We start from the raw sequence: 12,962 nt of genomic DNA on the forward strand, positions 1-12,962 counted from the left end.
AAGTTACCGACCGGGACGATTATTCTGGGGAGGTTGCGGAGTGACTGAAGGATCCCCGGTCATACGAGGAGGTAGGGAGGCAATACCATCGGTCTATGGTGCCGACAGAGAAGCGGGACTTGAATGCAGATGTTCGTTGAATGTTCATCTATGCATGGACACACGAACTTGCCCGATCCACTTCGAAACTACTCAAACTGCTGCATTGACGGTTTTCTCTCGATTAACGGAGATTAGATATGAAAGTCCTGCTGGTTCTGACTTCGCACGATGTGCTCGGTGAAACCGGGAGGCCGACGGGCTTCTGGCTCGAAGAGTTCACCGCGCCCTACTATGCATTCATCGATGCTGGTGTAGAGGTCACTGTGGCCTCGCCCAAGGGCAATCACCCACCCATCGATCCCAAAAGCGACAATCCCGACAATCAGACCGATTCAATTCTGCGCTTCAAGGAAGATGCCGCCACACAAAAGGTACTTGCAAATAGCGTCAAGCTCGCTGACATGAAGCAAGAAGACATTGATGCGATCTTCTATGCCGGTGGTCATGGTCCAATGTGGGATCTCACCGATGACAAGAATTCGATCGCGTTAATCGAGAGCTTTTACAACGCAGGCAAGCCCGTTGCGGCCGTCTGTCATGGTCCATGTGTGCTTCTAAAGGCAACCTACCAGGGACAGCCTCTCGTCAAGGGAAAGCGTGTCACCAGCTTCACCAACGATGAAGAAGAAGCCGTCGGACTAACCAGGGTCATGCCCTTCCTACTCGAAGATGAAATCAGGCGATTGGGCGGCCACTTTGAAAAAGTAGAAAACTGGGCCGTGCTCACCATTGCTGATGGATGCCTGATCACCGGCCAAAATCCCGCCTCCTCCGGACCGACCGCCAAAGAACTGCTTAAGCTAATCCAGACCTGACTCTCTTTTGCACGCCGTGCTAAGTCCGCCTACAGGTTATCTTTGCCAGAAAGCGCGAATGACGTAACCCCAACTCTGGCTCGGACCAGAAGTTCCCGAAGATCCCCGATCTATTGGTGCGTCACATTGATAGATTTCCCATCGATGTCTTGGTGCCGCCTGTATGCGGCGGCAGCCGTTAATGTGATCTGGAGGTTAGACATGAGCGATGCACCGGCGCAAAATCTTTCAACCCCGATAGAACCTGACGACAGTTACACCGCGCTTGCGAACGAAATCGTCGACATTTTTTATAAGATCTATGGGACTCATGCCGGATTCCGCGTCAACCACGCGAAAGGCATCGTCGCGCAAGGCAGTTTCGTTGCCTCATCCGAAGCAGCGACATTGAGTCGCGCTGCGCTCTTCGACGGCAGCAGCATCCCTTTCACTGTGCGATTTTCTAACGATGGCGGATTTCCCGCTATTCCGGATGGCGCTCCTGGCAACATCAAGGGCATGGCAATCAAATTCCACATGCACGACGGCTCCGAAGTGGACATCCCGATGCTGGCGGTAAAGACCTTCCCGATGCCGACTGGGGAGGGATTCCGCGACCTGCTGATGGCCATAAGCAACAGTCCTGATAGCGCGGCGAAACCAACCGCGCTCGATGAGTTCGCAGCCAGCAATCCGACAGTTCCCGCGTCCTTTAACACCGCTGGCACGCCAGACAGTTTTGCACACGAGGAGTACCGTGGGCTCAACGCGTTTATTTTTGTCAACAAGGCAGGACACCGGCAGGCCGTGCGTTACATCACGACGCCTGAGAAGATCGTATATCTGGATGCCGACGAGGCTGCGCGAAAGCCGCTTGACTTTCTAATCGACGATCTTCCGCAGCGCGTCGCAAAGGAGCCGGTTGTATTTCATCTCAGGGCACAGATTGCTGAGTCTGGCGATCAGACCAAGGACCCTAGCCAGTCGTGGCCTGACGATCGTCGCGTGGTCGACCTCGGCGTGCTCACAGTCAGCAAGGTTCTCGTCGATAGCCATGCAGTTCAAAAGAACTTGCTGTTTCTGCCGACAAACCTGACCGATGGAATCGAGCTCTCAGACGACAGGATGCCCCTCATCCGAAGCGCAGTTTATGGAGTGGCATTTGCACGACGCAGCGATTGAACAGGCGGGAGCGTCAGTGGCAATCCTGACTGCAGCCAGCTCATCAGGCCGCGCATTTCAACACTACAGACCATAACGATGAGCATCACCAACATCGACGTCGATCAGTCAACCAGACAAATACTTGTGAGCGGAAGGTATATTCCGGTGGGAAGCCGCGCGTTCGACATCCTGGTTCTGCTGATGGGCGCTGGCGGAAAGGTCGTGTCCATCGCGGACATTCTCCGTCAGGTGTGGCCCGATACGGTTGTCGAAGAATCTAATATTCGTGTACACGTTTGCGCGTTGCGCAAAGCTCTAGGTGATGATGAACGCAGGATGATCCAGACAATCCCTGGGCGCGGCTATCGTCTCACACCAAGTCATCTTTCGGATGATCTTTTTTGACCTGATCGTGAGACGAATTGCCAACTTCGCATGATGTAATTTTCCTGCCGATTCAGCGCAATGTCCGAAAACTGATCCGCACTTCTTCAGCGAACGTATCGGGCTGTTCCCACGCCGCGAAATGCCCTCCTTTCGCCAGCCGGTTATAGTGAATCAGCTTGGGATAGGCATTTTCCGCCCAACTCCTCGGTGCAGCATATATTTCGTCGGGAAATACGCTGACGGCGACCGGAATCGCAACATGCTTTGGCGCAAAAAAGTTGAGTTTGTTTTCCCAATACAGACGCGCCGACGAAATCCCCGTTTTAGTCAGCCAGTACAAACTGACATTGTCGAGAACATCATTTCTCGTCAAGCCCTCTGATGCACCGTCGAAAACACGCGCAATAAGTGCTTGACTGGCCGCGTCGTGATCGAGCATCCACGCCGCAAGGCCTATTGGCGAGTCGACGACTCCATAGAGCGTTTGTGGACGGTTTGCCATCTCTTGAGCATAGCCCAGGCCATGCTTATAGAAGAAATCGAGTTGGTCATACGCGTGCTTTTCGTCGGCAGACAGCCCTGGCGGAGCGGGTTCGCCATATTTGAGTAGATTCCCGATTTCCTCGGGCACCGTCGCAGGCATATTGGTGTGAATGCCGACTAACTCCGGAGGCGCGAGGAGCGCCATCTGTTCTGTCACAGCATTTCCCCAATCGCCTCCTTGTGCTGCGTATCGCTTATAGCCCAGGCGTGCCATCAGCACCGTCCACGCACGAGCGATACGCATAGGATCCCAACCCGTCGTAGTCGGCTTTCCTGAGAAGCCATAGCCAGGCAAAGATGGGATCACCACATCGAAAGCATCGGCTGCACTCGCCCCATATGCGACTGGATTGGTCAGAGGTTCGATGATCTTCAGTTGCTCGATGATCGAACCGGGCCATCCATGTGTAATGATGATCGGCAATGCATTGGCCTCCTTCGAACGGACGTGAATGAAATGAATATCCAGTCCGTCGATCTCTGTGATGAATTGCGGCAACGCATTCAGTCGGGCTTCCATCTTGCGCCAATCGTATCCCCTCCCCCAGTACTGCGCGAGGTTTCGCATGGTTGCGAGCTGGACGCCCTGGGATGCGTCTCGCACAGTTTCCCGCTCGGGCCAGTTACTCACATTGATTCGTCGTCGCATATCCGCCAGCTGCGCGTCGGATGCGTGCACACGAAGCGTACGGATTGCAGTTTTGTCGGTAGTCTCACTTTGCACAATCTGTATGCCGAGCGTGTCCGTCTCTGCAAATGCTACTCGACTCAATGATCCCACCATCGTTGTCAAGATCGCCGATTCGATAAAACGACGTCGGGGGCGATCGGGTGGACGGTTTTCGTCTCGCATGTCAACTCCTGAACGCAATCAGCTGCCAAAGAAAATATTGCAATAACTCACAGGGCCGACGCAGTTGTCGCTGCGCGACGCGTTGGCACCTTTATGCTGCAGGAATCCGAACATGCGATGCTGTGGCTCACCGGAACTTGTCGCATTCGGCGCACCACCGTAGCTTGAAGCATTCGCTTCACCTGCGGATTGTTGCTGCACATCGACCTTCCCTTGATCTGGCCCGCCACTTTGCTGTGCAACAACTATTGCCGGAAACGAAAACGTCATGCCCACTGCAAGTGTGCAAACGAAAGACTTCATGACAACCACCTCCTGGTTTTGCTATGCCGCGCGATCGAAACAAAGATGGGATGAGCCACCATCCCTCAAACAGGCCAGTTCGACAAACGCTCGCATAGCACTTGAAAAATAGGAATCGCGACGCCGAATAAATGACACTTCCATGCTCGAGATGCTTGAAGGAACGGCGTGAACGATCACCCGTTTTTCCAATGCTGCTCTGGCAACGACGCTTCTCGGCAGGAGCGATATGCCAACGCCAGACGAAACGCACGAGATAATCGTTTCTACCGACTCCAGTTCCAGAAGCGCGGTCGATTTCACATCCAGATCCATCAGGAGAGATTCCAGCCGTTGACGGTAAGTACATCCCTGAGCGAACACGACTGCTTTGAGGTGAGTGGCAGCTTGAACTTCTTCTAGCGAGCGAATTGAAGCAGGTGTGACGAGCACCAGCTCCTCACTGAAGGCAGCGATCGCATCGATATCCGGATGTGCTCCTGGTGCAGACACGAACGCGCCGTCCAGCTCGTCACTGGCGACTGCATCCATGAGAGCAGCGCATGTTCCAGCCGTCATCGATAACGTGACTTGCGGATACTGTCGTGAAAAGTCACTGACTATCCCGGGAAGATGATGCGTCCCGGTCGACCAGAGAGCACCAATCGAAAGCGCGCCTTTGGGAGGTCCTTCATCAAGCGCTGCCTGCCGTGCATCAGTAATGAGGCTGGCGATGCGAGCTGCAAACGGGAGCATACGCTGGCCTGCAGGCGTTATGCTCACACCGCGTACGTGCCTCTGGAAAAGCGCGATACCCACCTCACGTTCGAGCGTACGAATGCGTCCCGTGACATTCGACTGAACCGTGTGAAGTTCAATTGCCGCGCGACTCATACTTCCGAGTCGAGCCACCGCATCAAATATCCTGAGGTCTGTAACGTCCATATCTCACATCCTGTGAAACAAGATGAACCGAGGTGCACATCGTCATTTGATAAAAGCGTAGCGACTGAACATCCGACATGCCAGCGTACGATTGCGTGACGCGCTTCACACCAATGCGTCATCGCCTAATACATTCGTATGCTCTCGCCTTGCGGGCCACCAGACGATGCGGCAAGAACTCAACTCGCCTACGAGAAGCGGAACTAGTGGATGACTGTGATAGTTAACGAAGCGCAGGGCGCGCATCAGGTGATTGTGCGAGGCGCGGAGCCTCTGTCCACAAGGGAGAATCGGGCGTGAGAAAAGTGTTTAGCGTGGTGGCGCTTGACCAGATTTGAGATTTGATTGTTCGCCCGGATTGTTTGAGCTTGTCACTGCCCATTTTTTCGCACTGCAACTTGAGACAGCCCATCTCGTGATAACCATGTCGGCTCGATGGCATTCAAGATCAGGCAAGAATTGAGGGAAATTTGTACCACCGCTCCCGCGACAAAAATGAAGCTTGTGAGGTAGCTTAAGTCGCGAAGTCTTCCGACCACACACTGCAATCGACCGTGAAGGATCTCTACCAACAGCGTATTTTTGGCAAAAGTCCGCCTATGCACCATCCTCGTGGGTCTGTGTGCGTTTCCAATGAGCTTCTATCGCCAGCCAAGCCCCGGCGCGACATGAGTCAAAATCGATTCGATCACATGCGCGCAATACTCCACGCCCAATTGATTCGGCACCGTCAGAAGTAAAGTATCAGCCTCGGCGATTGCTTCGTCCGCGGCAAGTTGCGCCACCAACACATCAGGCTCAGCCGCGTAATTGCGCCCGAAGATGGTCCGAATACTATCTTCGAGCATGCCGACTGTATCCGCACTCTGCCTGTCACCCCCGAAGTACAACCGGTCGCGATCGTTCACCAACGCAAAAATACTCCGGCTCACCGATACGCGCGGTTCCCGCGTGTGCCCGGCCTCTTTCCATGCCTGCCGATACGCCCGAATCTGCTCCGCCTGCTGGACGTGAAGCGGACGCCCGGACTCATCGTTCTTGAGGGTTGAACACTGAAGATTCATTCCCATCCCCGCCGCCCAGATCGCAGTCGCATCGGAGCCTGAACCCCACCAGATCCGGTCGCGAAGGCCTTCGGAGTGAGGCTCGACGCGAAGCAGCCCGGGTGGGATCGGAAACATCGGGCGCGGATTCGGTTGCGCGACGCCCTCACCGCGAAGCACCTCGTAAAACACTTCGGTATGGCGTCGTGCCAGATCGACGTGACTCTCGCCTTCGCCCGGTGCGTAACCAAAGTAACGCCAGCCATCGATAACCTGTTCCCCGGAGCCTCGACTGATGCCAAGCTGCAACCGTCCACCCGCGATCAAATCTGCTGCACCGGCATCCTCCGCCATGTATAGCGGGTTTTCATATCGCATATCGATAACGCCAGTTCCTATTTCGATCCTGCTGGTTTTAGCGCCGACAGCAGCAAGAAGTGGGAAAGGCGATGCGAGTTGTCGCGCAAAATGATGAACGCGAAAAAATGCACCATCGGCACCGAGCTGCTCTGCCGCGACTGCGAGTTCGATCGATTGCAGAAGAACATCAGATGCCGATCGGGCTTGCGAATATGGAGAAGTCGCCCAATGACCGAATGACAGAAAACCGATCTTCTTCACTTAATACACCCCATTTGCAGATATAGATGCAAGTTCCCGACACGGCCATTCGCAAGAGTCAGGTACCCCAACGCCTCATCGAGAGCAGCGCACAGCGTTCATCCAGGTTGCAACAGCGTCCGTTTCTTTCTCAGTAACGCCGTTGCATTCCGCTGCACACATGCAACGGCGCTGCGTTCAGACCGGGAAATCGGTGGAAGCCGACAGAGTTTCCCACGTCTTCGTTTCGGTCACCACGTAGGTGTTCTTTTCCTCGATGGCCTTCAGCGTGTCCGTGCCGAGCGGTAGCCGCAGGGGCGGTGCCGGCGCGTCGACGAGCTTCACGAGCGCCGTTGCCAGTCTTTCCGGATCGCCCGGCTGATTGTGGTTGATGCTGCCGGCGAGTTCGCGCAGCTTGCCTGACGTGTGCGCGTAGTCGTCGATGATCTCCTTGCCCACGAGCAGCGACGATGTGTCGAGAAAATCCGTGCGAAAGAAGCCCGGTTCAATCGTCGTCGCGTGGATGCCGAGCGGCTTCAGTTCGTCATGCAAGGCTTCTGTGATGCCTTCGACGGCGAACTTCGTGGAACTGTACACGCCTACCCCGGCAGCTGCGCGATAGCCGACGATCGACGATGTGTTGATCACATGCCCCGAGCGCTGGCTGCGCATGACGGGCAGCACGGCGCGCGTCACGTTCAACAGGCCGAAGACGTTGGTGTCGTACATGCGCCGCACGTCCGCGTCGCTCGATTCCTCGACGGCGGCCAGCAGGCCAAAGCCCGCGTTGTTGATCAGCACATCGATGCGGCCGAACTTCTCGACGGCTGCTTCAACGGCGGCTTTCGCTTGCGCCTCGCTGGTCACATCGAGTTCGATAGCCAGCAACGCGGGGGATTCGCCGAGACGCTCGACGATCGCTGCCGTATTGCGCCCCGTGGCGACGACGGCGTTGCCATCAGCAAGTGCTGCCTGTGCGATCAGTGCGCCGAGACCGCGCGTTGCGCCCGTGATAAACCAGACGCGTTTGAACTGCTGCTTCGTTACGTTGCTCATGTCCTGCTCCTACACATGTCTTTGAAGTACGCCGCGAGCAATCGCCATTGATCACTCGCGGCCCGTCAAGCCTGCCGCGATCCTTAAAAATCCTGCACGGTCGGGCGGATCACGATCTCGTTTACATCAACCGAATGAGGCTGCTCGATCGCATAGGCGATAGCCTGCGCGATGGCATCGGCCGGAATGGCCATCTTGTAGAAATCAACGACGAAGTTGCGGCTGTCCTCGTGGCCCGACCCGAATTTGAGTTCGGTATCGACCGCACCCGGTGAGATCACTGTCGTGCGGATCTTGCCGCCCACTTCGTGACGCAGGCCTTCCGAAATGGCGCCAACAGCGAACTTGGTACCCGAATACACCGTGCCGCCGGGGCTAAACACTTTCAGGCCCCCCACGGACGCAATGTTGATGAAATGCCCCGACTGCTGCTTTTCAAACACGGGCAATGCTGCCGCGACGCCGTAGAGCAGACCTTTGATGTTGATGTCGATCATGCGATCCCACTCGTCGGTCTTGCGCAGCGAGAGCGGCGCGATCGCCATCAGGCCAGCGTTATTGACCATCACATCAATCCGGCCGTGTTGCGATACGACGTCGTCGATCAGGCGATTGACCTGCGCCTGATCCGTCACGTCGAGCGGGTGAACGGACGCCTTCCCGCCCTTCGCGGCGATTTCAGCGGCGATGCGTTCCAGCTTGTCGAGCCGGCGCGCGGCGAGGGCCACTGTGGCGCCTTTCGACGCGAGAAGTTTGGCGGTGGCTTCTCCGATTCCGCTGGAAGCACCTGTAACAACGACTACCTGGTTAGCCATGGTATCTCTCCGAGGGCTGTTGAATTGCGTGGAATCAAGTCTCGCCCTTCAAAGGATTTTTGATTAGACTGGAATTCATGGAATCACTTTTCCATCCATGCAAAAATTATCCATGACCGAACCCGCTGATCTGAACGACATTGCCGTCTTTGTCCGCGTGGCGCAGTTCGAGAGTTTCAGCCGCGCAGCGCGAGCACTCGGGATGCCCGTCTCCACGGTGAGCCGCAAGGTGTCTGCGCTCGAGGAACGGCTTGGTGTAACGCTTCTGCAGCGCACGACCCGCAAGCTCAGCTTGACCACGCAAGGGCGCGCCTACTTCGACGAATGCAGTGAGCCGCTGAATCATCTGTATGATGCGGAGCGCGAGATCACGCACACGCAGAAGAAGCCTGACGGTCTGTTACGTGTATCGGGGCCCGTCATGCTGCAACAGGAGGCGTTTTACGACTTCCTGTCCTCGTTCCTGAAGCGTTACCCGCACATCCAGGTGGACCTGTACTTCACCAACGTGTTCGTGGACCTGATTGCAGAAAACGTCGACCTGGCGATCCGCTTTGGCGATTTGCAGGACTCAAGTCTGGTCGCCCAACGGATCGGCAAAAGTGTTCGCCATCTCGCCGCTTCTCCTGAATATCTGAAGAATCACCCGCTCCCTTCCCGCCCCGAAGAACTCACCGAGCATCTTTGCGTGCTGAGCAACGCGAGAAACAACGAGGCAGAATGGCATCTGGTCAATGGAAGAAAATCAGCCAAGGTCCGCGTAACGGGGCCAGTTGCCGCGCGCGACTTTCACATCGTCAGCGCGTTCGCGCTTCGCGGGCATGGCATCGCCCTTCTTCCGTCGAGCTATTCCGATGCACAGATTGCTCGCGGGAAACTTCGTCGCGTGCTGCCTGAATGGTCATCACCGGAGATCTTCGTTCACGCTGTTTATCCGACGCGTCGCTTCATGCCTTCAAAGCTCAGCGCATTCCTTGAAGCGCTCAAGGCGTGGGAAGGACCGCTGTGGCTTCCGATGCGGTAGAGCGCTGCAACACCGTTCATTTGCCGCTGGCGGCGACCCGCCACACCGTATTCCCAAGATCGTCGGCGATCAGCAGCGCTCCGCTCCTGTCAACCGCAAGCCCCACGGGCCGACCCCGAGCGTGGTTGTCGGGACTCAGGAAACCTGTCACGACGTCTTGCGCCGGACCGCTCGGCATCCCGTCCTGGAAGGGAATGTAGACGACCTTATAGCCGTTCAACGGGCTTCGATCCCAACTCCCGTGCTCTCCGACGAAAGCGCCGCCACGGTATGCCGCGGGAAGATTCGTCCCCTGGTAAAAGGCCATTCCGAGCGGGGCAACGTGCGAACTCAGTGCATAGTCGGGCGCAATCGCTCTCGCAACGAGGTCTGGTCGCTGCGGCATGACGCGCGGGTCCACGTGGTTCCCGTAGTAGCTATACGGCCACCCATAGAACCCGCCGTCTTTGACGGACGTCATGTAGTCCGGGACAAGATCCGGGCCGAGTTCGTCCCGCTCGTTGACCACCGTCCATAACTTGCCCGTCTGCGGCTCCCATTGGAAACCATTGGGATTGCGCAGGCCGCTTGCGAAGATGCGATGCGCGCCCGTGGCCCGATCGACCTCCCAGATGTCCGCACGATCGATCTCCGCCTGCATGCCGTTCTCGGCGATGTTGCTATTCGACCCAATGCCTACGTACAGTTTCGATCCATCGGCACTTGCAATCAGACTCTTGGTCCAATGGTGATTGATGGGTCCCGCCGGCAAGTCGGTGAGCTTCGTGCCGGGCGCACTGATTCGTGTGTCGCCGTCGTGATAGGGGTAGCGGACGATCGCATCCGTGTTGGCGACGTACAGATCGTGTCCGACGAGCGCCACGCCAAAAGGCGAAGTCAGATGATCGAGGAACACCGTCTGCGACAGCGGTTGGCCGTTCGTGCCGCCACGCAGGAGCGTAATGCGGTTCCCCGCCTGATTGAACTCGCCCGCTGCGCCCAGCACAACGCCGACGATAAGATCTTTGGGACGCATCACAGGCGCATCAGGCCCACTCGATTCGATCACCAGCACATCCCCGTTCGGCAGCACGTAAAGCGATCTCGGTCGCTTCAGCCCCTTTGCCAGTGCACTGACTTGCAGTCCTTCTGGGACCGTGGGCGTCTCGTCCTGCTTCCAGGTTCTCGGGGTCGCGATCCGCATTGGTGGAAACAGATATTGCCGCAATGCTGGCAACACGGGATTGGCACCAATCTGCAATTTTGGGTCGGCTGCCGTGTAGTCGTCGCAACCCGCTAACGAAAGCGCAAGCGTGAGTGCCATGGCAACACTCGACAGCGACATAACCGCCGCGCGTCGGGTCAGTGATTGAGTTGTTTTCATCAGTTGGATACTCCCACTCGATGACGATAAATCATCGTCTTTCCGATCCATCCGGTAAACGACAGCAGACACACGACGATGAGCGAAAGCGTCAAGCCGGCGGGAACGATGGCCGTATATCCGTCCCGGCTGTGCACGAACGCGTTGACGATTGCCAGAACGATCGCGAGAACATTTCCGATAACGTGCAGCCAGGCGACGTTCACGGTCCGAACCCGCCGATTGCCGAGAAAGTCAATCAGTCCCGCAAGCACTGCGAATGCGGCCATCACAAGGCCGGCTAACAACAGCCAGTCCGAGAAAATTTCCCACTGCACGTCGGCTGTTTTCCAGTAAGCAAGGTCAGTCAGCAGCGTCCCCACGAAACATACGTAGGGAAATGGAACCAGCAATGCGTGAACAGGATGACCGCGCACGCTGGCAAGGGCTTTGGGGTTGTCTTCTGCCATTTTTGAATCTCCGCATGTGACCGTTAAACACGAACGCCGACAATTCCCGCGACAATTACAGCCGCCCACAGCGTCGATGCGACAATGAGCGCCCAACAAACCGCACTCGCCCTGCGACGCTCCACATGATGAGCGACCAGGACCACACGCAATCCACAGGCGATATGAGCGAGTACCAGCCATACACCAAGCATGTAGTGCGGAATTAGCCGCACATTCCATGGGTCGGCAAGCAGACCTTTAGGTAACGCGGTCGCCCAGGTGTAATCCGTCTCTGTACCAAAGTAACGGGCGAGCACGAAGACCGCGTTGATATGCGACGCGATGAATACGGCCAGATAAGCGCCTGACGCAGTCTGGAGAATGTCCAGAATGCCTTGCTCCGATCTGATCTTCGATTCAGCGAGAACGAGTCCGCTGACGACCTGAAAGCACAACAGTGTCAGAAGGACGGGCTCGATCATTGGTGATCGGTAGACAGTTCTTAGTACCAGCATCACTTGCCGATGCGCGTCCGCCCCCAGCACACCAACCGTGTGGTTGATCAGATGCGCAACAAGAAAAACTAGCAGAATGACAAGCGCCGCTATGCCATGCATTGCACGTACAGTCCTCATATGCGTGGACGATGGCGCGGGCGAAACGGAACCCCGACGGCCCAGCAAGACCAGTGACGCCGCGCATAGAATCGCCAGCCATAAGCCGACCCAGACCTGATCGTCCTTCCCGTCAATCTTCATCAGGTACAGAAACACGCCAACAATCACGAATAGCGAAGGCGAAACGAAAGAGAGATATGCCACCCTGCGAAGGACGACTCCTTCTGAAGTCATCGCTGGCGTGCGTCCAAGCGCATAGAGACTGACGAAGGCACTGCAAGGAACTGCAAAGACCAGTCCCAACGACAGCAGTGCCTCCGCGATACGCTCCGATTGCCGGAATTGATAAAACATCGCGAGGTACCACGGATAACCCACCGCCATCAACGCGGGAACCATGTGCAGACACACCAACGCCTTGGGACTTAATGGCTCGGAGGCGGGACTTTGCATGACAGTTCACCAGAAACACGGAAGGTGCGGTTACATGAAAACCGTTCGTTGACTGGCCGTGCCCCGGTGGTAGCTCACGCCAGAACGGCATACTCAGAAGGGGATTTCCGTGTAGTGATGTTCATCGTATTTTTCTTCCAGATAGTTATTCACCGTATCGTTAAAATGGATCCAATGCGATGTTTTTCCGTGAGCGGTCAGCGTCGCCTGATCTCTCCAGTGTTCGATCAGGGAATAATGATTTGGATTTTTCGCGTCGATCCAGAGCTCGTAGTAGATGCACCCATCTTCTTTATTCGATTCGACAACCATATTTTCGAGCAGACCTAGAAAATTCCGCTTTGAATCTTCTTTTACCTTGAAGAACACGTTGAGGATGATCATGTCAGACTCCTTTCATGAAGCATGGTGAATGAAGCAAGGCTGAATGCCTTTCGATAAGAATCGGCGGCGAATTACATCGGTGAACACGTTCCCGGCAAACCGACAT

Annotated in this window: 14 protein-coding genes; 4 read left to right on the plus strand and 10 right to left on the minus strand. The window is 56.1% G+C overall.

The window, feature by feature from the left end:
* Positions 1–239: 239 nt before the first annotated feature.
* From DK391_RS06910 to DK391_RS06920, 3 genes are all read left to right on the plus strand, one after another.
* Positions 240–917: a type 1 glutamine amidotransferase domain-containing protein gene (locus DK391_RS06910; RefSeq protein WP_109477255.1), complete on the plus strand. Its 678-nt coding sequence runs from the start codon at positions 240–242 to the stop codon at positions 915–917.
* Positions 918–1,118: 201 nt separating this feature from the next.
* Positions 1,119–2,078, plus strand: a complete 960-nt coding sequence (locus DK391_RS06915) for a catalase family peroxidase (protein ID WP_109477256.1) — start codon at positions 1,119–1,121, stop codon at positions 2,076–2,078.
* A gap of 78 nt (positions 2,079–2,156) precedes the next feature.
* A complete protein-coding gene (locus DK391_RS06920; RefSeq protein ID WP_109477257.1) occupies positions 2,157–2,465 on the plus strand; it encodes a winged helix-turn-helix domain-containing protein in 309 nt (102 codons plus the stop codon).
* A 52-nt stretch (positions 2,466–2,517) separates the two neighbouring features.
* Here the strand turns inward: DK391_RS06920 and DK391_RS06925 are convergent, their stop codons facing one another.
* From DK391_RS06925 to DK391_RS06950, 6 genes are all read right to left on the minus strand, one after another.
* Positions 2,518–3,843 carry an epoxide hydrolase gene (locus DK391_RS06925; protein ID WP_109477258.1) on the minus strand — a complete coding sequence of 442 codons (1,326 nt, stop codon included), beginning with the start codon at positions 3,841–3,843 and terminating at the stop codon, positions 2,518–2,520.
* An 18-nt stretch (positions 3,844–3,861) separates the two neighbouring features.
* Positions 3,862–4,146 (minus strand): hypothetical protein, encoded by a 285-nt coding sequence (locus DK391_RS06930; protein WP_109477259.1) that lies wholly within the window; start codon positions 4,144–4,146, stop codon positions 3,862–3,864.
* A gap of 21 nt (positions 4,147–4,167) precedes the next feature.
* Positions 4,168–5,070, minus strand: a complete 903-nt coding sequence (locus DK391_RS06935) for a LysR family transcriptional regulator (RefSeq protein WP_109477260.1) — start codon at positions 5,068–5,070, stop codon at positions 4,168–4,170.
* Between the two features lie 641 nt (positions 5,071–5,711).
* Positions 5,712–6,734 carry an LLM class flavin-dependent oxidoreductase gene (locus DK391_RS06940; protein WP_109477261.1) on the minus strand — a complete coding sequence of 341 codons (1,023 nt, stop codon included), beginning with the start codon at positions 6,732–6,734 and terminating at the stop codon, positions 5,712–5,714.
* A gap of 177 nt (positions 6,735–6,911) precedes the next feature.
* Positions 6,912–7,769, minus strand: coding sequence for an oxidoreductase (locus DK391_RS06945; protein ID WP_109477262.1), 858 nt, complete (start codon positions 7,767–7,769; stop codon positions 6,912–6,914).
* A gap of 83 nt (positions 7,770–7,852) precedes the next feature.
* Positions 7,853–8,584, minus strand: coding sequence for an SDR family oxidoreductase (locus DK391_RS06950; protein WP_109477263.1), 732 nt, complete (start codon positions 8,582–8,584; stop codon positions 7,853–7,855).
* A gap of 112 nt (positions 8,585–8,696) precedes the next feature.
* On the opposite strand from DK391_RS06950, the gene DK391_RS06955 reads away from it, so the two are divergent.
* Positions 8,697–9,608, plus strand: a complete 912-nt coding sequence (locus DK391_RS06955; RefSeq protein WP_109477264.1) for a LysR family transcriptional regulator — start codon at positions 8,697–8,699, stop codon at positions 9,606–9,608.
* A 16-nt stretch (positions 9,609–9,624) separates the two neighbouring features.
* Here the strand turns inward: DK391_RS06955 and DK391_RS06960 are convergent, their stop codons facing one another.
* From DK391_RS06960 to DK391_RS06975, 4 genes are all read right to left on the minus strand, one after another.
* Complete coding sequence (locus DK391_RS06960; RefSeq protein ID WP_239482740.1) at positions 9,625–10,911, minus strand: sorbosone dehydrogenase family protein; 1,287 nt, start codon at positions 10,909–10,911, stop codon at positions 9,625–9,627.
* Positions 10,912–10,970: 59 nt separating this feature from the next.
* Positions 10,971–11,420: a DUF2231 domain-containing protein gene (locus DK391_RS06965; RefSeq protein WP_109477266.1), complete on the minus strand. Its 450-nt coding sequence runs from the start codon at positions 11,418–11,420 to the stop codon at positions 10,971–10,973.
* 23 nt (positions 11,421–11,443) lie between these two features.
* Positions 11,444–12,472, minus strand: a complete 1,029-nt coding sequence (locus DK391_RS06970) for a hypothetical protein (protein ID WP_162600716.1) — start codon at positions 12,470–12,472, stop codon at positions 11,444–11,446.
* Between the two features lie 93 nt (positions 12,473–12,565).
* Positions 12,566–12,856 carry a putative quinol monooxygenase gene (locus DK391_RS06975; RefSeq protein ID WP_109477268.1) on the minus strand — a complete coding sequence of 97 codons (291 nt, stop codon included), beginning with the start codon at positions 12,854–12,856 and terminating at the stop codon, positions 12,566–12,568.
* Positions 12,857–12,962 lie beyond the last annotated feature (106 nt).

Source organism: Paraburkholderia sp. C35 (genome assembly GCF_003121405.1).
GTDB lineage: Bacteria > Pseudomonadota > Gammaproteobacteria > Burkholderiales > Burkholderiaceae > Paraburkholderia.

Coding starts and splice junctions, on each gene's coding strand:
- DK391_RS06955 (WP_109477264.1), top strand. CDS start 8,697: ATGACCGAACCCGCTGATCTGAACGACATTGCCGTCTTTGTCCGCGTG.
- DK391_RS06965 (WP_109477266.1), bottom strand. CDS start 11,420: ATGGCAGAAGACAACCCCAAAGCCCTTGCCAGCGTGCGCGGTCATCCT.
- DK391_RS06970 (WP_162600716.1), bottom strand. CDS start 12,472: ATGCAAAGTCCCGCCTCCGAGCCATTAAGTCCCAAGGCGTTGGTGTGT.
- DK391_RS06935 (WP_109477260.1), bottom strand. CDS start 5,070: ATGGACGTTACAGACCTCAGGATATTTGATGCGGTGGCTCGACTCGGA.
- DK391_RS06925 (WP_109477258.1), bottom strand. CDS start 3,843: ATGCGAGACGAAAACCGTCCACCCGATCGCCCCCGACGTCGTTTTATC.
- DK391_RS06930 (WP_109477259.1), bottom strand. CDS start 4,146: ATGAAGTCTTTCGTTTGCACACTTGCAGTGGGCATGACGTTTTCGTTT.
- DK391_RS06920 (WP_109477257.1), top strand. CDS start 2,157: ATGAGCATCACCAACATCGACGTCGATCAGTCAACCAGACAAATACTT.
- DK391_RS06950 (WP_109477263.1), bottom strand. CDS start 8,584: ATGGCTAACCAGGTAGTCGTTGTTACAGGTGCTTCCAGCGGAATCGGA.
- DK391_RS06960 (WP_239482740.1), bottom strand. CDS start 10,911: ATGGCACTCACGCTTGCGCTTTCGTTAGCGGGTTGCGACGACTACACG.
- DK391_RS06910 (WP_109477255.1), top strand. CDS start 240: ATGAAAGTCCTGCTGGTTCTGACTTCGCACGATGTGCTCGGTGAAACC.
- DK391_RS06945 (WP_109477262.1), bottom strand. CDS start 7,769: ATGAGCAACGTAACGAAGCAGCAGTTCAAACGCGTCTGGTTTATCACG.
- DK391_RS06975 (WP_109477268.1), bottom strand. CDS start 12,856: ATGATCATCCTCAACGTGTTCTTCAAGGTAAAAGAAGATTCAAAGCGG.
- DK391_RS06915 (WP_109477256.1), top strand. CDS start 1,119: ATGAGCGATGCACCGGCGCAAAATCTTTCAACCCCGATAGAACCTGAC.